Consider the following 22,959-nt stretch of genomic DNA (forward strand, 5'->3'; position numbering starts at 1 on the left):
ATTTAAAGATTGTATGAATTATATTTTACATCTTTTTTATTATTTTTATACCAAGCATATTAAGTCCTTTTTTTAATGTTTTAGCTGTTAAAATAGATAATTTAAGTCTACTTTTACAAGTTTTTATTTTTTTTGAAAAAAGTATAGAACAATTTTCATAAAAATTAGAGAAAATTGTTGCAAGTTGATAAAGATATTTACATAAGATATGAGGTGTACCTTTTTGAGCAATTAAAAGAATAATTTCTTCAAACTCTAATATTTTGATAGCTAAATTAATTTCAGTTTCTTCTTTTAAAATAATTTTTTCTTTTAATTTATTTATAGGAATAATAGATTTTTTTAAAATAGAATTAATTCTAGTATAAGCATACTGAATGTAAGGAGCCGTATTACCTTCAAAACTTAGCATTTCATCCCAATTAAATATATAATTGGTGTTTCTATTTTTCGATAAATCTGCATATTTTACTGCACTAATACCTATAATTTGAGCCAACTTTACAAGTTTTTTTTTAGATAATTTAGGTTTTTTATTTTTAATTAAACGCATAGCTCTTTCTTTCGCTTCATTAAGAAGTGAAGAAAGTTTTATAGTGTTACCATCACGAGTCTTAAACGGGCGTTTATTTTTTGAAAGCATCATTCCAAAAGTATGATGTTCTAATAATAAATCTTGAGATATATAATTAGCTTTTTTTGCTATAGTCCAAGCTTGTATTAAATGTTGATGTTGACGAGGATCAGTATAATATATAATACGATTAGCATGTAATTTTTGATATCTATATTTAAAACAAGCAATATCTGTAGTAGAATATAAAAAGCCTTTATCTTTTTTTTGAATAACAACACCCATATATTCTCCTAATCTATTCTTAAATTCTTTCAAAAAAACAATAGTAGAACCATTTTTTTCAATTGCTATTTTTTTATTTTTAAGATCTTGAATAATATCAGGAAGCATTTTATTATATACACTTTCTCCCATAGTATGCTTCTCTTTTAAAGTCACATTTAGTTTCTTATATATTTTATAATTTTCTAACATAGTAATAGATACTAATTTTTTCCAAATAAAATGACAGTATTTGTCTCCATTTTGTAATTTTACTACATATTCTCTAGACTTTTCTGCAAATAATTGATCAATATCGTATTTTTTTTTCGCTTTACAATAAAAATCTTCTAATTGTATAAGAGATAAATTATCATATTTTATTTTTTTATCTTTTAAATATGCAATTAACATGCCAAATTGTGTTCCCCAGTCACCAATATGATTTGCTCTAATTACATTATGTCCTAAAAAATCTAATATTCTTGCTGTAACATCTCCAATAATTGTTGAACGTAAATGTCCAATATGCATTTCTTTTGCAATATTCGGAGAAGAATAATCTATTACAATATTTTGTGATTTAGAGTGTTTTATACCAAGACGAGATGAAATAAAAATTTTTTCTAATTGTTCAGAGATCCAATTTTCATTAATGAAAATATTAATAAAACCTGGTTGAGAAAATGTCATTTTTTTATAAATACATTTTTTTTTAATATTAAATATTATTTTATTTGACAATTCATATGGCTCTAAATTTAATATATTAGATATTTTAATTAAATTATTAACTTGGTAATGACCTAATTTTATTTTTTTATTTAATGTTATAATAGGATCATAATCTATAGTACCAATTTTAATTAACGCATTTTTAATGTCTTTTTTAATTATATTTTTTAGATTCATTATAGAAGCCTTTTTTATATTATATGAAGTATGTTTATTATTTTTAAAAAAATAAAATAGATGTTTTATGAAATTTTACTAAAAAAATTAATATTTTATCTTTTAAGATATATTATAATTTTATATTTTTTTAGTAATTTATTAAATATGATTTTAAATCATTTATTTCGTATAAAACATATAAAAATGACTTTGGAATAAAAATAAAAAATTTTTTATAAAAATGTTGACAACAGAACAAAAAAAGTATAATCTCTTGATATAAAGTTTTACATATAAAAATGCTCTTTAAAAATATATTAGATAATCTGTGTGGGCACAAACAATTAAGTACAAAATTTATTTTGTTATTTTAAAAATCTTAAAGATTTACTTCTTTAAGAAAAGTTTTTCAATTGAAGAGTTTGATCATGGCTCAGATTGAACGCTGGCGGCAAGCCTAACACATGCAAGTCGAGCGGCAGCGAAAGAAAGCTTGCTTTCTTGTCGGCGAGCGGCAAACGGGTGAGTAATATCTGGGGATCTACCTAGAAGAGGGGGATAACTACTAGAAATGGTAGCTAATACCGCATAATGTTGTAAAACTAAAGTGGGGGACCTTATGGCCTCATGCTTCTAGATGAACCCAGACGAGATTAGCTTGTTGGTAGAGTAATAGCCTACCAAGGCAACGATCTCTAGCTGGTCTGAGAGGATAACCAGCCACACTGGAACTGAGACACGGTCCAGACTCCTACGGGAGGCAGCAGTGGGGAATATTGCACAATGGGCGAAAGCCTGATGCAGCTATGCCGCGTGTATGAAGAAGGCCTTAGGGTTGTAAAGTACTTTCAGCGGGGAGGAAAAAAATAAAACTAATAATTTTATTTCGTGACGTTACCCGCAGAAGAAGCACCGGCTAACTCCGTGCCAGCAGCCGCGGTAATACGGAGGGTGCAAGCGTTAATCAGAATTACTGGGCGTAAAGAGCGCGTAGGTGGTTTTTTAAGTCAGGTGTGAAATCCCTAGGCTCAACCTAGGAACTGCATTTGAAACTGAAAAACTAGAGTCTCGTAGAGGGAGGTAGAATTCTAGGTGTAGCGGTGAAATGCGTAGATATCTGGAGGAATACCTGTGGCGAAAGCGGCCTCCTAAACGAATACTGACACTGAGGTGCGAAAGCGTGGGGAGCAAACAGGATTAGATACCCTGGTAGTCCATGCCGTAAACGATGTCGACTTGGAGGTTGTTTCCAAGAGAAGTGACTTCCGAAGCTAACGCATTAAGTCGACCGCCTGGGGAGTACGGCCGCAAGGCTAAAACTCAAATGAATTGACGGGGGCCCGCACAAGCGGTGGAGCATGTGGTTTAATTCGATGCAACGCGAAAAACCTTACCTGGTCTTGACATCCATAGAATTCTTTAGAAATAAAGAAGTGCCTTCGGGAACTATGAGACAGGTGCTGCATGGCTGTCGTCAGCTCGTGTTGTGAAATGTTGGGTTAAGTCCCGCAACGAGCGCAACCCTTATCCCCTGTTGCCAGCGGTTCGGCCGGGAACTCAGAGGAGACTGCCGGTTATAAACCGGAGGAAGGTGGGGACGACGTCAAGTCATCATGGCCCTTACGACCAGGGCTACACACGTGCTACAATGGTTTATACAAAGAGAAGCAAATCTGCAAAGACAAGCAAACCTCATAAAGTAAATCGTAGTCCGGACTGGAGTCTGCAACTCGACTCCACGAAGTCGGAATCGCTAGTAATCGTGGATCAGAATGCCACGGTGAATACGTTCCCGGGCCTTGTACACACCGCCCGTCACACCATGGGAGTGGGTTGCAAAAGAAGCAGGTATCCTAACCCCTTAAAAGGAAGGCGCCTACCACTTTGTGATTCATGACTGGGGTGAAGTCGTAACAAGGTAACCGTAGGGGAACCTGCGGTTGGATCACCTCCTTAAAAATATATACTTTTTTGAAGGTGCCCACACAAATTATCTAATAAAAAATTAGAAGGCTTGTAGCTCAGATGGTTAGAGCGCACCCCTGATAAGGGTGAGGTCGGTGGTTCAATTCCACTCAGGCCTACCATAAAATTATCTGGGGCTATAGCTCAGCTGGGAGAGCGCCTGCCTTGCACGCAGGAGGTCAGCGGTTCAATCCCGCTTAGCTCCAAAAATCTTTTTTTAATCTCAAATTTAAAAAAACTTCAAAAGAACTGCAACTATTTTCTAATCCTAGTGATTTTTTAACACAATTTTCATTTGTTCTCAAAAATAAATTAATTTTTTTTTCAAAAAAAATATAAGAAGGTAAGCTAGACTTTCCAATATTTATTTTCATTTTTATTATTTTAAAATATGATTTAATAAAATAATCATTAGGTAAAAAAAACATAGAAAATTTTAAATTTGATAAAGTATACTCATGCGAACAACATAAAATAGTATTGTCAGGTAGAGAAGAAATCATTTTTATAGAATTATACATTTCTAGGTGTTTATTCTTATAAACGCGTCCACAACCTCCTGAAAAAATAGTATCTCCACAAAAAATATATGGATTGCTATAATAAGAAACATGACCTAGAGTATGGCCTGGAGTACCAATAACGTAAAAAATTTTATCTAAAATAGTAATTTTATCTCCTTGTTTTACAATCTTATTAACACCATATTTTTTTGTTTCATTAGGTCCAAAAACAGTTATATTTGGAAAATATTTAATAATATCTTTTACTCCTCCTGTATGATCAATATGATTATGAGTTAATAAGATAGCTATAGGAAACCATTTTCTTTTTTTTATTTCTTGTATTATAGGTTCAGATAATCCCGGATCTATAATTATACAAAAACCATTATTGTTATATAGAACCCAAACATAGTTATCAACCAATATAAGTATTTTTTTTAAAATCATATTTTTTAATTTTATTTATATATTTTTTTATATAAGAGATTATGTTTTATTATTTACTATTTTCATAGTAAATGTCCTTAATTGAAGGATATTTAGCAGATTGACGTGCTATTATATCACATCTTTCATTTTCTAAGTGACCAATATGAGCTTTAATCCAAAACCAAGTTACGAAATGTTTTTTTAAAGCTTCATTAATACGAAGCCATAAGTCTATATTTTTTACAGATTTTTTTTTAGTAGTTTTCCATTTTTTTTTTTCCATATAGGCATCCAATCAACAATTCCTTTTTTTACATACAAACTATCTGTTGTAATTTCAACAAAACATGATTGATTAAGAGATTCTAATCCCGATATTACAGCCATTAATTCCATTCTATTATTAGTAGTTAAGTGAAATCCTGAAGTTAATATTTTTTCGTGTCTTTTATAACGTAATATTGTACTATATCCTCCTGCACCAGGATTACCCAAACAAGAACCATCTGTAAACATTTTAACTATTTTTAACATAATGATAGTTATTCCAAAATAATTTTAATTATATGTAAATAATTTAAAGGTATTATGAATAAAAAAAGAATAATTATATTAGATACCGAAACAACAGGTATAAATAAAACTAATCTTCCTCATATAAATCATAGAATTATAGAAATTGGAGCTGTTGAAATTATTGGACGTCGTTTTACAGGAAATAATTTTCATGTTTATATTCAACCTAATAGATTAATAGAATCTGGAGCGTTAAAAGTTCATGGTATTACTAATGATTTTTTACTAGATAAACCTTTTTTTAAAGATATTGCTGATCAATTTTTAAAATATATTAATAAATCTACATTAGTTATTCATAATGCTGCTTTTGATTTAGGATTTATAAATCAAGAATTATCAATATTAAATAAAAAAATAAAAAATATTAATACATTTTGTTCTATTATTGATACGTTAAAATTAGCACGTGTATTATTTCCTGGAAAAAAAAACACATTAGATGCTTTATGTAAACGTTATAAAATAAATAAATCTCATAGAAAATTACATAGTGCAATGGTAGATGCTTATCTTTTAGGTAAATTATATCTTTTAATGACTGGTGGTCAAGAATCTTTTTTTTCTTCTGATATAATTAGTCTCAAAAAACAATCTCAGAAATTAAAAAAGAATATTAAAATAACAAATTCTTCTTTAAGAATACTATATTCTACACCAAAAGAAGTTGATCTTCATAAAAAATATTTACAATATATGAAAGATAATAGTATGTGTTTATGGCATTAATTCTTAAATAAATATATAAAAGATTATTGACTGATTTTTTTAAAAAATGTACAATATAAAAATACTAACAAGGTGTGGTAGTTCAGTTGGTTAGAATACCGGCCTGTCACGCCGGGGGTCGCGGGTTCGAATCCCGTCCGCACCGAAAAAAATATTATATAAATTTATCTTTTTAGAATAAGATATTTATTTTTTTAATCAAAAAAATAACAAATTTAAAATTATGTATAAAAAAATAATTTTTTCTGAATTTAATAATGCATTAAAGACATTAAAAAAATTTTTAAAAGATGACAATCAAATACAAAAAATTCAAAAATCAGCTATTCTTATTGCTCAATCATTTAAAAACGGTAAAAAAGTAATATCATGTGGAAATGGAGGTTCACATTGTGATGCCCTACATTTTTCAGAAGAATTAACTAGTGTATATAGAAAAAAAAGAGCTGGATATCCTGCAATATCTATTTCAGATAGCAGTTATATTTCTGCAGTAGGAAATGATTTTGGTTATGATCAAGTATTTTCACGATTTATTGAAAGTGTTGGATGCTCAGGCGATGTATTATTAGCAATTTCTACTTCTGGAAATTCTTTAAATATAATAAAAGCTATAGAAGCAGCACAGAAAAAAAAGATGAAAGTTGTTGTTTTAACAGGAAATGATGCAGGTAAAATTAAAAAATTATCTGATATAGAAATTTGTGTTCCTTACTATGGATTTTCAGATCGAATACAAGAAATGCATATTAAAATTATTCATATATTGATATTAATTATCGAAAAAGAAATGCAAAAAAACTAACTAATTATTAAATAATTTTTTTTACTATATTCAAATCCTATAATAATTCAAGTTATTTCCACTTTCTTATAAATACTATTTTATAGTTTCGGAATTTCTTTTTATGAGTGAGAAATACATTGTCACTTGGGATATGCTTCAAATTCATACTAGAAAACTAGCCAGTCGATTACTTAAAAAAAAAATAAATTCTTGGAATGGAATTATTGCTGTAAGTCGAGGTGGACTTGTTCCATCAGCTTTATTAGCTAGAGAGTTAGGTTTGCGATGCGTTGATACTGTTTGTATTGAAAGTTATAATTATGATTGCTTAAAAAAAAATAGAAAAATAATTAAAAAAGCAGAAGGTAATGGAGAAAAAGTTATTGTAATAGATGATTTAGTAGACACTGGAGGTACTGCAAAAATTATTCGAAATTTATATCCAAAAGCATATTTTGTAACTATTTTTGCAAAACCAATGGGCCGTTTATTAGTCGATGACTATATTATAGATATACCTCAAAATATATGGATCGAACAACCATGGGATATGTCAATTTCTTATATTCCTCCTCTTATTAAAAATTATAAAATCAAATAAAACATCTTAAAAAAGATAATATTATTTCCATTAACAAATTTTTAATATATTCATGTCAAAAAAATAAAATTAAAAATTTTTTCAAAAATAAATACATACTGAAAAAGGATGTTTTTATGACAAATAAAGAAGAAAAAAAATTAGAAAAAATAAATAACAAAAATACAAAAATAAATAATAATGAAAAAGATGAAAGCAACAATTTAATAAAAAAAAATTTAACTGAGCTTTTAGAAGTTCAATTAAAAGAATCTAAAGAAAAAATTATAGAAAAAGAAAAAATTACTGAACAAGAAATTGCATCAGTCTATAATAGACTAAATAAAGAAATTGAAAATTCTATAAAATTTTCTTTAGAAAAATTAATTATAGATTTCCTACCTATTGTAGATAATATTGAACGTGCAATGAATTTAATAGAGACAACTGATTCAAAAGAGAGTTACATAGAAATCTTCAATAAGTTAGAATGTATTTATGATTTGTTAAAAAAATCCTTTATATTATTTAATATTAAAAAGATAGATAAAATAAATATATTATTTAATCCATCTATTCATCAAGCAATGTCAGTTCAATATACTGATCAATTAGAATCTAATCAAATAGTCACAGTTATGCAACCTGGCTATATTCTTCATGAAACTCGTTTATTACGTCCAGCTATGGTTATAGTTTCAAAGAAAAGAAAATAAAAATATTATCTTTTTAGATTTAATAATATTATTAAATTTTTTATAGTTATTAAATCTAAAAATAACTTTTTAAAAAATCAGTATTTTTTTTTATCTTTTTTTAATAAAAAAATGTTTTTTCTTCTCCATTCTTTAGGATCTATTATCAAATTTCTATAAATTTCAATTCTATCTCCATCTTTTATTTTTGATTTTATATGTACTATCTTATTATATATTCCTATACTATTATTACAGAACGAAAAATTATTTATTAAATTTAATAAATTTGATGCTAAGATAGCATCTTTTACAGTAGAACCTGATTTAATATAAACTTTACGAATGTATTGAATTTCTGATAAAGCATAAATAACTGTCACTTTTATAATATTCATATTTTATTAAAATTTTTTTAATGGTATATAAAGATTATTTTTATAATAACTGATTTTAATTTTGGAATGAATCTAATTATGTTACATAAAAAAAAATCTCATAAAAAACTATCTAAAATTGTGATTAATAAAAAAGCATATCATAATTATTTTATAGAAAAAATATTTCAATCTGGTTTAGTATTAGAAGGTTGGGAAGTTAAATCTATTAGGTCAGGTCAGGTCAATATTTCAGAAAGCTATATAATAAGTCATCTTAATGAATTATATCTTTGTAACTCTTTCATTCAACCTTTGAATATGTCTTCAAGTCATATTCTTTGTAATCCAATGAGAAAAAGAAAATTATTGTTACATAAAGATGAAATTAATTTTTTATCTCTTAAGAAAAAAAAAATAGGATATACAATCGTTTCTTTATCTTTATTCTGGAAGAAATCTTGGTGTAAATTAGAATTTGGATTAGCAAAAGGTAAAACTGTACACGATAAAAGAATAATTTTAAAAAAAAAGGAATGGGAAAAAGAAAAATTTAAAATACTTAAAAAATAATAAAAATATATTAAAAATTTTTATGATATATAAAAAAGATAAAGATTGGATGAAAATTGCTTTAAAATATGCATATTGTGCTAAAGAAAAAGGTGAAGTTCCAATAGGTGCAATATTAGTATTTAAAGAACGTATAATTGGAATAGGATGGAATTGTTCTATTACTAAAAATGATCCTACCGCACATGCAGAAATTATAGCAATACGGCATGCAGGAAAAAAAATAAAAAATTATCGGTTATTAAACACTACATTATATGTAACTTTGCAACCTTGTATTATGTGTTGTGGAGCAATTATACATAGTCGTATTAAACGTTTAGTATTTGGTGCAAATTGTAAAAAATTAGATAATAAATATTTTTTTAAAAATATTTTTTTAAATTCACAACAAGATTATAAATTAGACATCAAAAAAAATGTTATGCAACGTGAATGTTCTAAACTTTTAACAGATTTTTTTAAAGAAAAGAGAAAAGAATAAAATTTATATTTATAAATAATTAAAATTAATTTTCTAAAATAACTAAAGCATGAGCATATAATTTTTGATCAGATATACTTACATGAATAGATTTACATTTTATTTGTTGAGATTTTTTTAGAGCATTTTTTAAAAAACGTAATTTTGGTTTTCCTGATTTATTATTATAAAATTCTAACTGATTAAATGTTACTCCATCATTTATACCTGTTCCTAATGCTTTAGAAGCTGCTTCTTTAGCAACAAACTTTTTTGCAAGAAAATTAATATTATTCTTACTGATAATATACTTTTCCCATTCTTCTATAGATAAAATTCTTTTAGCAAAATTATTTCCATAGTTAAAAATAATATTTTGAATACGTAATATTTCTATAAAATCTATTCCTATACCTATAATTGACATGATAAAAGTACACCTTTTATAAACATAATTTATTTGATTTAAAAACATGATGATTTTTTTTAAAATTAGTTAAATATTTTAACTTTAACTAATTTTAAAAAATTAATTATGTTTTTGATTCTACTTTTTTGAATTATTATATTTAACCCATAAGAGAAGATGAGTTTTAATATGAAATTCTTTTTCTATTTTTTTTCTTGAAATAATACTAATTTTTTTTATTTTTTCTCCATTAAAACCAATTACAATACCTTTTTGCCTTATATTTTTTACCCAAATTATAGCTCTTATATAAAGTATTATTTTTTCTTTCTTATTAAAATATTCAATTTCTACTTTTATTATAGAAGGTAGTTCATCTCCTAAAAATAATATTAATTGTTCTCTAATAATTTCAGATACTGTAAAAATTTGAGAATTGGTTGTAATATAAGATTTAGAATATACATGAGGTTTCTGGGGTAAATAAGATTTAATGATATTATTTAATGAAATTATGCTTTTTATTTCTTTTGCAGAAGTAGGAATAATTTCTACAAAATTAAATTTTTTTTTAAGAAAGTCAATAAAAGGTAACAAAATAATTTTGTTATGTATTTTATCAATTTTATTGATTATAATAATAATTGGTATTTTATTTTTTTTTATTTTATTTAAAATTATTTCATCATATTCTGTCCAATTAACTCGATCAATAATAAAAATTATTAATATTGCAGTTTTTATTATTTTATAAAAATTCTTTTCTTGATTTTTAATTTGATTTTTTCTTTTATCAAACATTATTCCAGGTGTATCTATATAAATAGATTGATAATTTTTTTGAGTTTTAACACCAGTAATATTATTTTGTGTTGTGTTTTTTTTTCTTGATACAATAGAAATTTTTTTTCCAATTATTTTGTTTAGCAATGTTGATTTTCCAACATTTGCTTTTCCAATAATAGTGATGTATCCACAATATTTTTTATTTTTCACTCTACACCTAATTGAATTAGTGCTTTTTGTGCCGCATCTTGTTCAGCTTTTCTTCTGCTTGAACCAGTACCAATTAAATATTCTGAAATTACGCTGATTTTACAATGAATAGTAAATAATTGATTATGAGCTTCACCATATACTTCAACTATGAAATATATAGGTAAAGCTAAATGTTTTGATTGTAAATATTCTTGTAATCTTGTTTTAGGATCTTTTTGTGTATCTCCTGGACTAATTTTTTCTAAACGTTTTTCATACCATTTTAATATTAACTCTTCTACTGTTTTAATGTTACTATCTAAATAAATACTTCCAATTAGAGCTTCTACAGTGTTAGCTAAAATAGATTCACGACGAAATCCTCCACTTTTTAACTCTCCTTGTCCTAATTTTAAATATTCTCCTAAATCAAACTCATATGCAATTTCTGCTAAGGTGTTTCCTCTGACTAAAGTTGCTCTCATACGACTCATATCACCTTCATCAATATATGGAAAATGTTGATATAAAGCACTAGCAATTACAAAACTTAAAATAGAATCACCTAAAAATTCTAGTCGTTCATTATGTTTGCTACTTGCACTACGATGTGTTAATGCTTGTTTTAGAAGATCTTTATGAGTAAAAGTATATCCTAATACCTTTTGTATTTTTTTTGTCACGATGTGATTCATTTTATACCGATTTCAATAATATTTTAATTGATTATATAACAGGAAAAACAGAAAACTTGATAAAATTGAAGGTGTACGTTAGTATAAATATATAATATTAATTATATTCCTACTATATTACGTTTTCTAATATATATTTCCAATTCTATTTATACGTATACCAGTAGGCCATTCATTTTCATTTTTATCAAAACTCATCCATATTTTAATGGCTTTTCCCACTAAGTTTTTTTCAGGTACAAAACCCCAATAACGACTATCTAAACTATTATCACGATTATCTCCCATCATAAAATATTCACCTTTAGGTACAATCCAAGTTAATTTTGGCATATTTTCTTGTTGAAAATAATCTTTTGTTGAATTTTTTATATTATTTAGTAATAATATATCATGTCTAACATTGTTAATATTTTCTTCAACAACATCAAAGTATAATGAGTTATATATTTTTTTTTCTTCTTTTTTATTTTTTTCATTAAAGAAATATACTTTTTGAATAAATTTACTTATTTTAGATTTTGAATAATTAATTAATAATTTTTCTTTACATTGTTTTTTATTTAAATAATTCGTATATATATGTATATGTTTATTATTAATATTATATTTAATTTTATCTCCTGGTAATCCTATTATACGTTTAATATAATTTACATTATGATCTTTAGGATTTTTAAAAACTACAACATCACCACGTTGAGGATTTTTTGTATGTATTAATATTTTATGTGTGATTGGTTCTTTAATACCATATGAAAATTTTTCGACTAAAATAAAATCACCTACTAAAAGAGTAGGCATCATAGAGCCTGAAGGAATTTGAAAAGGTTCATAAATAAATGAACGTACAATAAATATTATTAGAAAAATCGGAAAAAATGATGCTAGAGATTCAAAAAAATATATTCTATTTTTTAAAATTACTGTATTTTTTTGATATAAATTATTATTCTTAATTATTTTTTTATTAATTAAATAATTTTTAATATTTTTAATATGATAGAAAATCCAAAGTATTCCAGTTACTAATGTACTAATTAATAAAAAAATAGTTAATATATTAGCCATTTTAATTTCCTTATATTAATTTTTATTAGTATTTAAAATTGAAAGAAATACTGTTTTAGGCATGTTAACATTACCTATTTTTTTCATTCTTTTTTTTCCATCTTTTTGCTTTTTTAATAATTTTTTCTTTCTACTAACATCTCCACCATAGCATTTTGCTAATACATTTTTTCTTAACTGTTTAATAGTCGAACGGGCTACAATTGAATTATTAATTATAGCTTGAATAGAAATATCAAATTGATGTCGAGGTATCAAAATTTTCATTTTTTCTACTATTTCGCGAGAACGATATTGTGCATTTTTATAGTAAGACAGTGTTGTTAATGCATCTACTTTTTCTGAGTTAATTAATATATCTATTCGTACTATTTTAGCAGGTTGAAAACATTTAAAATCATATTCCAATGAAGCATATCCACTAGATATAGATTTTAATTCATCAAAGAAATTTAATACTACTTCATTCATAGGTATATTATATTTTAATAATACTTGATTTGTATGATAAACCATATTTATTTGTACACCTCTTTTTTTTATGCATAATTTCATTACTGATCCAAGGAATTGAGGAGGTAACAAAATATTACATTCTACTATAGGTTCTTTGATTATTTTAATATTATTCATGTTTGGGAATTTAGAAGGAGTATCTAAATAAATTATTTTTCCATTAATTAGTTCTATTTCATAAACAACTGTAGGAACTGTTGAAATTAAATCAATAAAATATTCTCTTTCTAAACGTGCCTGAACAATTTCCATATGTAATAAACCCAAAAATCCACATCTGAATCCAAAACCAAGAGCCGTAGAATTTTCTGGTTCATAAAACAAAGAAGCATCATTTAAACTAAGTTTACCTAAAGCATCTCTGAAAGTTTCATATTGATCTGATGTAATAGGAAATAGACCAGCATATATTTGAGGTTTAATTTTTTTGAAGCCTACTAATTTTTTTTTTGCTGGATTTTTAGCAGTTGTTAGAGTATCTCCAACTGGAGCAGCTATAATATTTTTTATACCGCAAATAATCCATCCTACTTCACCACATTTTAATTCATTTCTATTTAATTTTTTAGGTGTAAAAACTCCAATTTGATCAACAAAATAATGCTTTCCTGTACTCATTACTTGAATTTTATCTTTTTTAAATAGAATTCCATTTTTAATTCTTATTAAAGATACTACACCTAGATAATTATCAAACCATGAATCAATAATTAAAGCTTGAAGAGGAGCATTGATTGAACCATTAGGATGAGGAATTTTAGTAATAATACGTTCTATGAGATTTTTTATGCCTTCTCCTGTTTTAGCAGAGCATTTGATTATGTCTAATGCAGATATTCCTATAATATCTTCGATTTCTTTAGATACTTTATCTATATTAGCATTTGGTAGATCTATTTTATTTAATACTGGAATGATTTCTAAATTCATTTCTAATGCAGTATAGCAATTAGCTAAAGTTTGAGCTTCAACTCCTTGAGTAGAATCAACAACTAATAATGCTCCTTCACAAGCAGCTAATGATCGAGATACTTCATAAGAAAAATCTACATGACCTGGAGTATCAATAAAATTTAAATTAAAAAGATTACCTAATTTATTTTTATAATCAATCATAACACTTTGAGCTTTAATAGTAATTCCTCTTTCTCTTTCTAACTCCATTGAATCTAATACTTGATCAGACATTTCTCTTTCAGATAACCCACCACATATTTGTATTAATCGATCAGATAAAGTTGATTTTCCATGATCAATGTGAGCTATAATAGAAAAATTTCTTATATTTTTCATATTTTTCATACCATATTTATTTTTTATATATTTTAACATGCAGTAAAAATGTTTTTTATCATTTTTATAAATTTTTAATAAAAATAATTAATTTAAAATAAAAATATTTTCAAAAAAATATATTTTAGAAATACAAAAAATATAATTCATTTATTATTTTTTTTATAATATATAATGTAACATTAAATATTTTAAAAAATATCTATAATAATAAGATTAAAAATAATGTTCTTTAATATGAAAATAAAAAAAAACAAAAAAGTGATTGTTGCTATGTCTGGAGGTGTAGATTCATCCGTTTCCGCATGGATTTTAAAGAAAAGACAATATCAAGTAGAAGGTTTGTTTATGAAAAATTGGGAAGAGGATGACAAAGAAGGATATTGTAATTCTACTAAAGATTTATTTGATGCTGAAAAAGTATGTAAAAAATTAAATATATATCTTCATAAAATTAACTTTTCTTCAGAATATTGGGAATATGTTTTTAAAAATTTTTTAAGTGAATATAAAAAAGGAAAAACACCAAATCCTGATATCTTATGTAATAAAGAAATAAAATTTAATATGTTTTTGAATTATTCGATTCAAGAACTTAAAGCAGATTATATTGCAACAGGTCATTACGCTCGTATAAAAAAAATAAATGGTAAATATTTACTATTTAAAGGAATCGACCTTAACAAAGATCAAAGTTATTTTTTATATACTTTAAATAAAATTCAACTTAAAAGAATTTTATTTCCTATTGGGCATTTAAAAAAAAATAAAGTTAGAGACATAGCTAAAAAAATAAATTTAAACATTGCAGAAAAAAAAGATTCTACTGGTATTTGTTTTATCGGTCCTAAAAAAATAAAAAAATTTTTAAGTCTTTATATTCCTGAAAAAAAAGGTGATATAATTACAGTTTCTGGGGAAGTTATTGGAAAACATAACGGTATTTTTTATTATACTTTAGGTCAAAGACAAGGATTAGGTATTGGTGGAATAAAAGGAAAATACAACATACCATGGTATGTTGTGGAAAAAAATATCCAGAAAAATATTTTAATTGTTGCTCAAGGTTCTTATAATAAACATCTTATGTCTATAGGGTTAATTGCTAAAAATATTAGTTGGATTAATAATGAAGAATTATGTTTACCCTTTTCTTGTATGACTAAAATAAGATATCGTCAAAAAGATATTATGTGTAAAATAGAAAGTGTAAATAATAAATATATAAGAATATTATTTGATTCACCTGTTATTGCAGTTACGCCAGGCCAATCAGTAGTTTTTTATTTGTCAGAAAAATGTATCGGTGGTGGAATTATTGAATCTAGATTGCCATTATTATAATTCACATTGTTTTAAAATAGTAAGGAGACAATTGTGATAAAAAAAATACACTTAATTACATTATCACTTGCAGGTATATTTCAATCAGCTTATTTAGTACAAGAATTAGCTCATTCAGGAAAATGTGATAGTAATGCATTTAGCATATGTTTAAAAAGTATTTTAGAAATGAATCCTACTTCTATAATTACAATATACGGAAATCATGAAAAAAATCTAATTATAGGATTGAAAATATTAGTGTCAACTTTAACTTTTTCTACTTTTTCTTATTCTTATTTTGAATTAATTAAATATATTTTTAATATGATGATTATTGAAAGAAAATTAAAAAATAATCGTATAGCAATCTATTCTTTAAAAAATAAAATATCAGTTATATCTAATGAATATCGTTTAAATTGTAATATCGAAAATTTAACTAGTAAAATAGCAAGACTATATCTTGAAATTATCAGTTCTTTAGGTTCTCGTATTTTAGTAAACGGAGTAAAAAATTTTTTACAAGATCTTCGAATACAAGAAAAAATTCGATGTTTGTTATTTTCAGGTATTCGTGCAATAGTTTTATGGAAACAATTCGGTGGAAGTAAACTACAATTAATATATTTTAGATATTTTATTATTAAAAAAGCAAAAAAAATATTATATACTTTAAAAGTATAATTTAATTCTTATTTTGAATTATTGAAAATTAGGAATAATATATGAAATTAAATTCATTAACAGCCATCTCTCCTATTGATGGCCGATATAGCAATTTAACAGTATTATTAAGAAATATTTTCAGTGAATTTAGTTTTTTGAAATATCGTCTTAATATTGAAATTCAATGGCTAAAAAAAATAATTAGCACGTCTGAAATATTAAAGATTAATAATATTAAAAATAAAGAAATATTATTTCTTGATAATATTTTTAAAGAATTTAATGAACAAGATGCAAATTCTATTAAGAATATAGAAAAAGTAACTAATCATGATGTCAAATCTTTAGAATATTTTCTAAAAAAGAAAATTTCTAAATGTAAAAATCTTTTATTAATTTCAGAATTTGTACATTTTGGATGTACTTCAGAAGACATTAATAATATATCATATGCATTAATGATTAAAGACGCTCGTGATCAAATAATTCTACCATTGTGGGAACAAATTATAAGTACCTTAAAAAAAATAGCTTATAAATATCAAAAATATCCTTTGTTGTCTTTAACTCATGGACAACCAGCTACACCATCAACTATGGGTAAAGAAATCGCTAATTTTTATTATCGAATGAAACGTCAAGTAAAAATACTTAAAAAAATAGAAATATTAGGGAAAATTAATGGAAGTACTGGTAATTATAATGCACATTTAGCAGCATACCCTAATATTAATTGGCATAAAATAAGTAAAGAATTCATAACATCATTTGGAATTCAATGGAATCCATATACTACACAAATTGAACCGCACGATTATATTGCAGAATTTTTTAGTTGTATATCACTCTTCAATACTATATTAATTGATTTTAATCGTGATATGTGGGGGTATATTTCTCTTAATTACTTTAAACAAAAATCTAGAGATTATGAAATAGGTTCTTCAATAATGCCACATAAAATTAATCCAATTGATTTCGAAAATTCTGAGGGTAATTTAGGATTATCTAATTCTTTAATGAATCATATGATAACAAAGTTACCTATTTCTAGATGGCAACGTGATTTAAGTGATTCTACAGTATTACGAAATTTAGGTGTAGCTATTTCTTACTCAATAATTGCATATCATTCTGTATTATCAGGAATTAATAAATTAGAAATTAATGAATCTCAATTATTAAAAAATTTAGATGAAAATTGGTCTATTTTATCTGAACCTATTCAAACTGTTATGCGCCGTTATGGGATACCAAATGCATACGAAAAATTAAAAGAATTAACTCGAGGAAAAAAAATAGATAAAAAAATTATACATGTATTTATTTCTAATTTAAATATTCCCGAACAAGAGAAAAAACGTTTAAAAAATATTACTCCTTTTAACTACATCGGTCGAGCTATTCAAATGGTTAGTGAAATAGAATAAATAATAATTTTATAATATATGTTATAGTATTTTTTATTATAATAAATATTAAAATATTTAAAATATTAGGAGATTTTTTGTGACATTAGGAATTTTAGTTATTTCTTTTCTATTATTAACTGGATGCAATCAGTTTGTAAATATAAAACAAAATTCAAAAATAAATTATTTTTTAAACAAAAATAGTATAGAAAATACTTTAAGAGATTGGAACAATATTATTCAAGTTGCTGCACATAAGTATAAAGTTGAAGAAAAATTAATTAAGTCTATTATTTATGTAGAATCTTCTGGAAATCCTTATGCTAAAAGTAAATCTAATGCTATTGGATTAATGCAAATTAAGCCTTCTGCAGCAGGAATGGAAGTATATCGTTTAAATGGTAAAAAAGGTCAACCTTCTATTAAAGAATTATATAATCCAAAAATAAATATTAATATAGGAACTGCTTATATTAGTTTTTTAGAAAAAAGACTAATGAACATTAAAAATAAAGATGTAATGAGATATGCTACTATTGTTTCATATGTTAATGGAACTAGTGCATTACTTAAAACATTTTCTAAAAATAGAAAAGAAGCAATAAATATAATAAATACAATGACAACCGAAGACTTTTGTACACACATAAAAAAAAACATCCAGCAATTCAAGCATCTCGTTATTTAATGAAAGTAATTATGATTTACAATCTGATATAAAAAAATATTTTTTAAACATATAATTAATAGAACATTAAATCACTATATTAATGATAATATTTATTTTTGAGATATAAAAATGGGATTTTTAAAAGGTAAAAAAATTTTAATAAGTGGAATTTCAAGTATGAGATCACTTTCTTTTGGTATAGCAAAATCTTTATATAGCCAGAAAGCAGAATTAGGATTTGTATGTCAAAATGAAAAAATGAGTAAAAAAATAAAGAAATTAACAGAATCTATGAAATCTTCTATTGTATTATCTTGTGATGTTACTAGTGATGAAAATATTAAAAAGTTATTTATTGACTTAAGTCAAGTATGGAAGAAATTTGACGGATTAGTTCATGCTATTGCTTATTGTCCTAAAAAAAATTTTAATGGAGATTTTATTGAGAATGCTACTAGAGAAGGATTTAATATTTCTCATGAAATTAGTTCCTATAGTTTTTTAGGATTAATTAAAGAATGTAGAAAAATGTTAAATAATTTTTCTTCCTTATTAACTTTATCCTATTTAGGTGCACAACGTGTAATACCAAATTATAATATTATGGGTTTAGCTAAAGCATCATTAGAAGCAAATGTTCGGTATATGGCTTATTCATTAGGTAAAGAAAATATTAGAGTTAATGCTATTTCATCTGGTCCCATTAAGACTGTTTCTTCTTATCAAATTAAAAATTTTAAAAAAATACAAAATTATTCTAATTCATCTTCATTTTTAAAAAATTCTATTACTATTGACCATATAGGAAATGTAGCATCTTTTTTATTATCTAATTTATCCTTAGGTATTACAGGTTCAGTTATTTATGTTGATAATGGTTTTAATATTAGCGCTATAAATAATGCATTATAATATGATTTTTAAAGTTTAGCAGATTTTAAAATAAACAATATAACTTTTTATTATTAAAATAAGTTATTATGATACATAAATTTCCATAAAATTAAGAAATAATTATCTATGATATTTTATAAATGAATTATATATTTAAATTTAAATTTATAAAATTATTAATTTTCTACTATGACAATTAGGTCGCATTACTATGTTCCAAAACAATCCATTACTTACACAGTTAAAAAAAAATATGCATGCTAAAACACCGCGCGTTGAAGGCATAGTAAAAAGCACTGAAAGAGGATTTGGATTTTTAGAAATTGATATACAAAAAAGTTATTTTATACCTCCTAAAAATATGAAAAAAGTTATGCATGGAGATAAAATAATTGCATTATTAAAAATAGAAAAAGACAGAGAAATAGTCGAACCTGAAAAATTGATCGAACCTTTTTTAAATAGGTTTGTTGGAAAAATAGAAAAAAAAGATAATAGACTATTTATAATACCAGATTATCCATTTTTAAAGCATCTTATAATATGTCAACCTAATAAAAATTGCATAAATACCTTTCAGAATGGCGATTGGGCTATAGCTCAGTTAACAAAACATAAACTTAAGGGACATCATATTTTTTATGCTGAGTTGACCGAAAAAATTACACAAGAAGATGATCCATTGATACCATGGTCAGTAACGTTAGCAAGGCATAATCTTGATAGAAAAGAACCTCTAATAGAAGAAAACGATCTTGTTTTAAAAGAATATTACGACAGAAAAGATTTAACAAATTTAGATTTTATCACTATTGATAACATCAATACTAAAGATATTGATGACGCTATTTTCGTCGATGAAAAATCTAATGGTGAAATTTCTTTAACTGTGGCAATTGCAGATCCAACAGCTTATATAGAACATGGTAGTAAGTTAGATATTATAGCATCTAATAGAATATTCACAAATTATTTACCAGGTTTTAATATTCCTATGTTGCCTAGAAAATTATCAGAAGATATATGTTCATTAAATCCTAATAAACGTCGTCCAGTAGTAGCATGTCATATGACTATTTTAAACGATGGAAGTATTTCTGATAAGATTCAGTTTTTTTTAGCATGGATAAAATCAAAATCAAAATTATCTTATGATCATGTTTCAGATTGGATTGAAAAATGCGGAACATGGATCCCTCCAACAAAATCTATCGAAAAACAAATATTAATTTTACATCGTTTATGTTTATTACGTATGAAATGGCGTAAGATAAATGCGGTATTATTTAAAGATAGTGTAGAATATCGGTTTCATTTGTCTGAATGTGGAAATGTTATAGACGTTATAATTGAAAAGAGACGTATTGCTCATAAAATTATTGAAGAGTCTATGATAATCGCTAATATATCTGCTGCTAATTTTTTATCCAAAAATATCGGATTTGGTATATACAATGTACATACTGGTTTTGATCTTGTTAATGCTGAAAATGCAGTTTCTTTTTTAAGGAATTATAATTTAAACTTTAGCGCTAAAGAAATAACTACTTTAAAAGGTTTTTGTAATCTTAGACGCGTTTTAAATATATTATCAAATAATTATATTGATAGTCGTATCCGTCGTTTTCAATCTTTTGGAGATTTTAGTACTACCCCAGGTCCTCATTTTGCACTGGGTTTTTCAGAATATGCAACCTGGACTTCTCCGATTCGTAAATATAGTGATATGATTAATCATCGTTTGTTAAAGTCTATCATAAAAAAAGAAAAACCAATTAAACCTAGTGAAGATATTAAATTAAAAATAAGTGAACAAAGACGACGTAATAGAATGGCTGAAAGAGATGTTTCAGATTGGCTCTATACTATATTATTACAGCAAAAAAAATATCAGAACAAAATATTTAATGCTGAGATAACTGATATTGCTAGAAGTGGAATAAGAGCACGATTAATAGAAAATGGTGCTAATGTCTTTATTCCTGCATCCTTTATACATCCTATTAGAGAAGAATTAAATTTTAATCAAGAAGTAGGACAGGTATTTATTAATGATATTATACATTATAAAATATCTGATTTAATTCAAGTAAAATTATCAGATATTCGCTTGGAAACACGTAGTATTATTGCTAAACCAGATTTTCACAATTAAAATAAACAATAGAATGAAAAATTTTATATTTTTTTAAAGGCAAAATATTATATTAATAATAAAAAAATATTTTTAAATAAGTTATAAAAATTCAATATAAATTAGGAGTATAATATGAATATTTCAATTTTTGATTTATCTATATATATAAAATTCTTTATAGGTTTATGTGCTTTAGTTAATCCAATTGGAATGATTCCTATCTTTACAACTATGACAAATAATCAGTCTTTTTTAGAAAGAAAAAAAACTAACTTGATAGCTAATTTTTCAGCTTCATTAATTTTATTAATATCATTATTTTTTGGTACTAATATTTTAAACATCTTTGGTATATCTATAAATTCTTTTCGTATTGCTGGTGGAATGCTAATTATTAGTATAGCTTTTTCTATGATTAGTGGTCAATTTATAAAAAAAGTAGAACACCAAAAAGACAGAAAAGTAGAAAACAAATTCACTAACATTAGTGTTGTTCCTTTAGCTATGCCCTTAATCGCAGGTCCTGGAGCAATTAGTTCTACTATTGTATGGAGTACTTATTATTCAAGTTGGATGAATTTATTTGGATGCAGTCTAATAATTTTTTTATTTTCATTTGTGTGTTGGCTGTGTTTTGAAGCTGCTCCATGCGTAGTACAAATTTTAGGTAAAACAGGAATTAATATTATTACTCGCATTATGGGTTTATTACTAATGTCTCTTGGCATAGAATTTATTAGTACTGGTATAAAATCTATTTTCCCTGGATTATTAAATTAATCTATTTTTTAAATTTAAATTTTTATTGGATAATTCTTGCAAAAAAAAATAATTTTTTTTCGTAATTTAGGAATAGAAAATTGGTTAAAAACTGTTAATAACATGAATATTTTTACAAACTTACGTAATTTTAATACATTTGATGAAATTTGGTTTGTAGAACATTATCCAATTTTTACTCAAGGACAATTAAAAATAAAAGAGAATATAAATTTTATTGGTGATATTCCGATAGTAAAAACTAATAGAGGTGGTCAAATTACATATCATGGACCTGGACAACAAATCCTATATTTCCTAATCGATTTAAAACGTCGAAAAATTAGTATTCGTCAATTAATAGACATAATGCAAAAAATAGTAATAGAAACTTTAAATGATTTTTCTCTTGACGCATATAGTAAAAAAAAATCACCAGGTGTATATATAAATGAAAAAAAAATATGTTCTTTAGGATTACGAGTAAAAAAAGGTTCAACTCTACATGGTTTAGCACTCAATGTTGATATGAATTTAAAACCATTTAACTACATCCACCCCTGTGGTGATATAAATATAAAAATGACACAAATAAAAGATTTTGATTTAAATATTAAGCTAAAAGATATACGAATTATTTTAATTAAAAAATTATCTAAATTTTTGAAAGTTATTATGATAAATAACGAGTACAAAAAAAAACAATTCATTAATTAAAATT

Annotated in this window: 22 protein-coding genes, 3 tRNA genes, 1 rRNA gene and 1 pseudogene; 18 read left to right on the forward strand and 9 right to left on the reverse strand. The window is 25.1% G+C overall.

Going from position 1 to position 22,959, the window contains the following annotated elements; translation table 11 throughout:
* Window positions 1–25 precede the first annotated feature (25 nt).
* Window positions 26–1,750, reverse strand: a complete 1,725-nt coding sequence (argS, locus tag D9V61_RS01230) for an arginine--tRNA ligase (RefSeq protein ID WP_158339431.1) — start codon at window positions 1,748–1,750, stop codon at window positions 26–28.
* A 392-nt stretch (window positions 1,751–2,142) separates the two neighbouring features.
* On the opposite strand from argS, the gene D9V61_RS01235 reads away from it, so the two are divergent.
* The 3 genes from D9V61_RS01235 (at window position 2,143) to D9V61_RS01245 (ending at window position 3,903) form a co-directional block, all read left to right on the forward strand.
* Window positions 2,143–3,688 (forward strand): 16S ribosomal RNA (locus D9V61_RS01235).
* Window positions 3,689–3,742: 54 nt separating this feature from the next.
* Window positions 3,743–3,819, forward strand: a tRNA-Ile gene (locus D9V61_RS01240).
* 11 nt (window positions 3,820–3,830) lie between these two features.
* Window positions 3,831–3,903 (forward strand) — tRNA-Ala (locus D9V61_RS01245).
* On the opposite strand, the gene gloB is transcribed toward D9V61_RS01245, so the two are convergent.
* A complete protein-coding gene (gene gloB, locus D9V61_RS01250; protein ID WP_158339432.1) occupies window positions 3,895–4,650 on the reverse strand; it encodes a hydroxyacylglutathione hydrolase in 756 nt (251 codons plus the stop codon). The two genes, D9V61_RS01245 and gloB, sit on opposite strands and share 9 nt — an antisense overlap.
* 49 nt (window positions 4,651–4,699) lie before the next feature.
* Window positions 4,700–5,166, reverse strand: a pseudogene (gene rnhA, locus D9V61_RS03140) (ribonuclease HI).
* A 54-nt stretch (window positions 5,167–5,220) separates the two neighbouring features.
* Between rnhA and dnaQ the strand changes: the two are divergent.
* The 5 genes from dnaQ to D9V61_RS01285 all read left to right on the forward strand — a co-directional run bounded on the left by dnaQ (window position 5,221) and on the right by D9V61_RS01285 (window position 8,020).
* A complete protein-coding gene (gene dnaQ, locus D9V61_RS01265; RefSeq protein WP_158339435.1) occupies window positions 5,221–5,937 on the forward strand; it encodes a DNA polymerase III subunit epsilon in 717 nt (238 codons plus the stop codon).
* A gap of 71 nt (window positions 5,938–6,008) precedes the next feature.
* Window positions 6,009–6,082: transfer RNA gene (locus D9V61_RS01270), tRNA-Asp, on the forward strand.
* Between the two features lie 78 nt (window positions 6,083–6,160).
* A complete protein-coding gene (lpcA, locus tag D9V61_RS01275; protein ID WP_158339436.1) occupies window positions 6,161–6,742 on the forward strand; it encodes a D-sedoheptulose 7-phosphate isomerase in 582 nt (193 codons plus the stop codon).
* A 103-nt stretch (window positions 6,743–6,845) separates the two neighbouring features.
* Window positions 6,846–7,325: a xanthine phosphoribosyltransferase gene (gene gpt / locus D9V61_RS01280; protein ID WP_158339437.1), complete on the forward strand. Its 480-nt coding sequence runs from the start codon at window positions 6,846–6,848 to the stop codon at window positions 7,323–7,325.
* 116 nt (window positions 7,326–7,441) lie between these two features.
* A complete protein-coding gene (locus D9V61_RS01285; protein ID WP_158339438.1) occupies window positions 7,442–8,020 on the forward strand; it encodes a nucleotide exchange factor GrpE in 579 nt (192 codons plus the stop codon).
* A gap of 77 nt (window positions 8,021–8,097) precedes the next feature.
* Here D9V61_RS01285 and D9V61_RS01290 read toward each other — a convergent pair whose 3' ends face one another.
* Window positions 8,098–8,397, reverse strand: coding sequence for an RnfH family protein (locus tag D9V61_RS01290; protein ID WP_158339439.1), 300 nt, complete (start codon window positions 8,395–8,397; stop codon window positions 8,098–8,100).
* A gap of 78 nt (window positions 8,398–8,475) precedes the next feature.
* On the opposite strand from D9V61_RS01290, the gene smpB reads away from it, so the two are divergent.
* Both smpB and tadA read left to right on the forward strand, forming a co-directional pair.
* On the forward strand, window positions 8,476–8,949 hold the full coding sequence (gene smpB / locus D9V61_RS01295; RefSeq protein WP_158339440.1) for an SsrA-binding protein SmpB: 474 nt from the start codon (window positions 8,476–8,478) through the stop codon (window positions 8,947–8,949).
* Window positions 8,950–8,971: 22 nt separating this feature from the next.
* Window positions 8,972–9,433 carry a tRNA adenosine(34) deaminase TadA gene (gene tadA, locus D9V61_RS01300; protein WP_158339441.1) on the forward strand — a complete coding sequence of 154 codons (462 nt, stop codon included), beginning with the start codon at window positions 8,972–8,974 and terminating at the stop codon, window positions 9,431–9,433.
* 25 nt (window positions 9,434–9,458) lie between these two features.
* On the opposite strand, the gene acpS is transcribed toward tadA, so the two are convergent.
* The 5 genes from acpS to lepA form a co-directional block, all read right to left on the reverse strand.
* Window positions 9,459–9,839, reverse strand: a complete 381-nt coding sequence (gene acpS / locus D9V61_RS01305) for a holo-ACP synthase (protein WP_158339442.1) — start codon at window positions 9,837–9,839, stop codon at window positions 9,459–9,461.
* Between the two features lie 120 nt (window positions 9,840–9,959).
* Complete coding sequence (era, locus tag D9V61_RS01310; protein WP_410049989.1) at window positions 9,960–10,817, reverse strand: GTPase Era; 858 nt, start codon at window positions 10,815–10,817, stop codon at window positions 9,960–9,962.
* Window positions 10,814–11,494, reverse strand: coding sequence for a ribonuclease III (gene rnc, locus D9V61_RS01315; RefSeq protein ID WP_158339444.1), 681 nt, complete (start codon window positions 11,492–11,494; stop codon window positions 10,814–10,816). Before rnc ends, era begins: the two co-directional genes overlap by 4 nt.
* Before the next feature lie 126 nt (window positions 11,495–11,620).
* Window positions 11,621–12,565, reverse strand: coding sequence for a signal peptidase I (gene lepB / locus D9V61_RS01320; protein WP_158339445.1), 945 nt, complete (start codon window positions 12,563–12,565; stop codon window positions 11,621–11,623).
* Between the two features lie 15 nt (window positions 12,566–12,580).
* Complete coding sequence (lepA, locus tag D9V61_RS01325; protein WP_187308782.1) at window positions 12,581–14,374, reverse strand: translation elongation factor 4; 1,794 nt, start codon at window positions 14,372–14,374, stop codon at window positions 12,581–12,583.
* A gap of 237 nt (window positions 14,375–14,611) precedes the next feature.
* Between lepA and mnmA the strand changes: the two genes are divergently transcribed.
* From mnmA to lipB, 8 genes are all read left to right on the forward strand, one after another.
* The gene (mnmA, locus tag D9V61_RS01330; RefSeq protein WP_158339447.1) at window positions 14,612–15,718 is read left to right on the forward strand and encodes a tRNA 2-thiouridine(34) synthase MnmA; all 1,107 of its coding nucleotides are present in this window, start codon (window positions 14,612–14,614) and stop codon (window positions 15,716–15,718) included.
* Window positions 15,719–15,751: 33 nt separating this feature from the next.
* Window positions 15,752–16,384 carry a high frequency lysogenization protein HflD gene (gene hflD / locus D9V61_RS01335; RefSeq protein WP_261979468.1) on the forward strand — a complete coding sequence of 211 codons (633 nt, stop codon included), beginning with the start codon at window positions 15,752–15,754 and terminating at the stop codon, window positions 16,382–16,384.
* Window positions 16,385–16,425: 41 nt separating this feature from the next.
* Window positions 16,426–17,796, forward strand: a complete 1,371-nt coding sequence (gene purB, locus D9V61_RS01340) for an adenylosuccinate lyase (protein WP_158339448.1) — start codon at window positions 16,426–16,428, stop codon at window positions 17,794–17,796.
* Between the two features lie 79 nt (window positions 17,797–17,875).
* Entirely contained in the window at window positions 17,876–18,466 is a 591-nt protein-coding gene (locus D9V61_RS01345) for a transglycosylase SLT domain-containing protein (protein ID WP_187308783.1), read from the forward strand.
* A gap of 111 nt (window positions 18,467–18,577) precedes the next feature.
* Complete coding sequence (locus D9V61_RS01350; RefSeq protein ID WP_158339450.1) at window positions 18,578–19,360, forward strand: enoyl-ACP reductase; 783 nt, start codon at window positions 18,578–18,580, stop codon at window positions 19,358–19,360.
* 193 nt (window positions 19,361–19,553) lie between these two features.
* Window positions 19,554–21,497 (forward strand): exoribonuclease II, encoded by a 1,944-nt coding sequence (gene rnb, locus D9V61_RS01355; RefSeq protein ID WP_158339451.1) that lies wholly within the window; start codon window positions 19,554–19,556, stop codon window positions 21,495–21,497.
* Between the two features lie 114 nt (window positions 21,498–21,611).
* Complete coding sequence (locus D9V61_RS01360; RefSeq protein WP_158339452.1) at window positions 21,612–22,259, forward strand: YchE family NAAT transporter; 648 nt, start codon at window positions 21,612–21,614, stop codon at window positions 22,257–22,259.
* A gap of 36 nt (window positions 22,260–22,295) precedes the next feature.
* A complete protein-coding gene (gene lipB, locus D9V61_RS01365) occupies window positions 22,296–22,955 on the forward strand; it encodes a lipoyl(octanoyl) transferase LipB (protein WP_158339453.1) in 660 nt (219 codons plus the stop codon).
* Window positions 22,956–22,959: the final 4 nt, after the last annotated feature.

It is taken from the genome of Buchnera aphidicola (Acyrthosiphon lactucae), assembly GCF_005083565.1.
GTDB lineage: Bacteria > Pseudomonadota > Gammaproteobacteria > Enterobacterales > Enterobacteriaceae > Buchnera > Buchnera aphidicola_AH.

Bases quoted from the DNA above. Each gene is read 5' to 3' on its own strand.
- argS (WP_158339431.1), bottom strand. From the start codon at position 1,750: ATGAATCTAAAAAATATAATTAAAAAAGACATTAAAAATGCGTTAATT.
- gloB (WP_158339432.1), bottom strand. From the start codon at position 4,650: ATGATTTTAAAAAAAATACTTATATTGGTTGATAACTATGTTTGGGTT.
- dnaQ (WP_158339435.1), top strand. From the start codon at position 5,221: ATGAATAAAAAAAGAATAATTATATTAGATACCGAAACAACAGGTATA.
- lpcA (WP_158339436.1), top strand. From the start codon at position 6,161: ATGTATAAAAAAATAATTTTTTCTGAATTTAATAATGCATTAAAGACA.
- gpt (WP_158339437.1), top strand. From the start codon at position 6,846: ATGAGTGAGAAATACATTGTCACTTGGGATATGCTTCAAATTCATACT.
- D9V61_RS01285 (WP_158339438.1), top strand. From the start codon at position 7,442: ATGACAAATAAAGAAGAAAAAAAATTAGAAAAAATAAATAACAAAAAT.
- D9V61_RS01290 (WP_158339439.1), bottom strand. From the start codon at position 8,397: ATGAATATTATAAAAGTGACAGTTATTTATGCTTTATCAGAAATTCAA.
- smpB (WP_158339440.1), top strand. From the start codon at position 8,476: ATGTTACATAAAAAAAAATCTCATAAAAAACTATCTAAAATTGTGATT.
- tadA (WP_158339441.1), top strand. From the start codon at position 8,972: ATGATATATAAAAAAGATAAAGATTGGATGAAAATTGCTTTAAAATAT.
- acpS (WP_158339442.1), bottom strand. From the start codon at position 9,839: ATGTCAATTATAGGTATAGGAATAGATTTTATAGAAATATTACGTATT.
- rnc (WP_158339444.1), bottom strand. From the start codon at position 11,494: ATGAATCACATCGTGACAAAAAAAATACAAAAGGTATTAGGATATACT.
- lepB (WP_158339445.1), bottom strand. From the start codon at position 12,565: ATGGCTAATATATTAACTATTTTTTTATTAATTAGTACATTAGTAACT.
- lepA (WP_187308782.1), bottom strand. From the start codon at position 14,374: ATGAAAAATATAAGAAATTTTTCTATTATAGCTCACATTGATCATGGA.
- mnmA (WP_158339447.1), top strand. From the start codon at position 14,612: ATGAAAATAAAAAAAAACAAAAAAGTGATTGTTGCTATGTCTGGAGGT.
- purB (WP_158339448.1), top strand. From the start codon at position 16,426: ATGAAATTAAATTCATTAACAGCCATCTCTCCTATTGATGGCCGATAT.
- D9V61_RS01350 (WP_158339450.1), top strand. From the start codon at position 18,578: ATGGGATTTTTAAAAGGTAAAAAAATTTTAATAAGTGGAATTTCAAGT.
- rnb (WP_158339451.1), top strand. From the start codon at position 19,554: ATGTTCCAAAACAATCCATTACTTACACAGTTAAAAAAAAATATGCAT.
- D9V61_RS01360 (WP_158339452.1), top strand. From the start codon at position 21,612: ATGAATATTTCAATTTTTGATTTATCTATATATATAAAATTCTTTATA.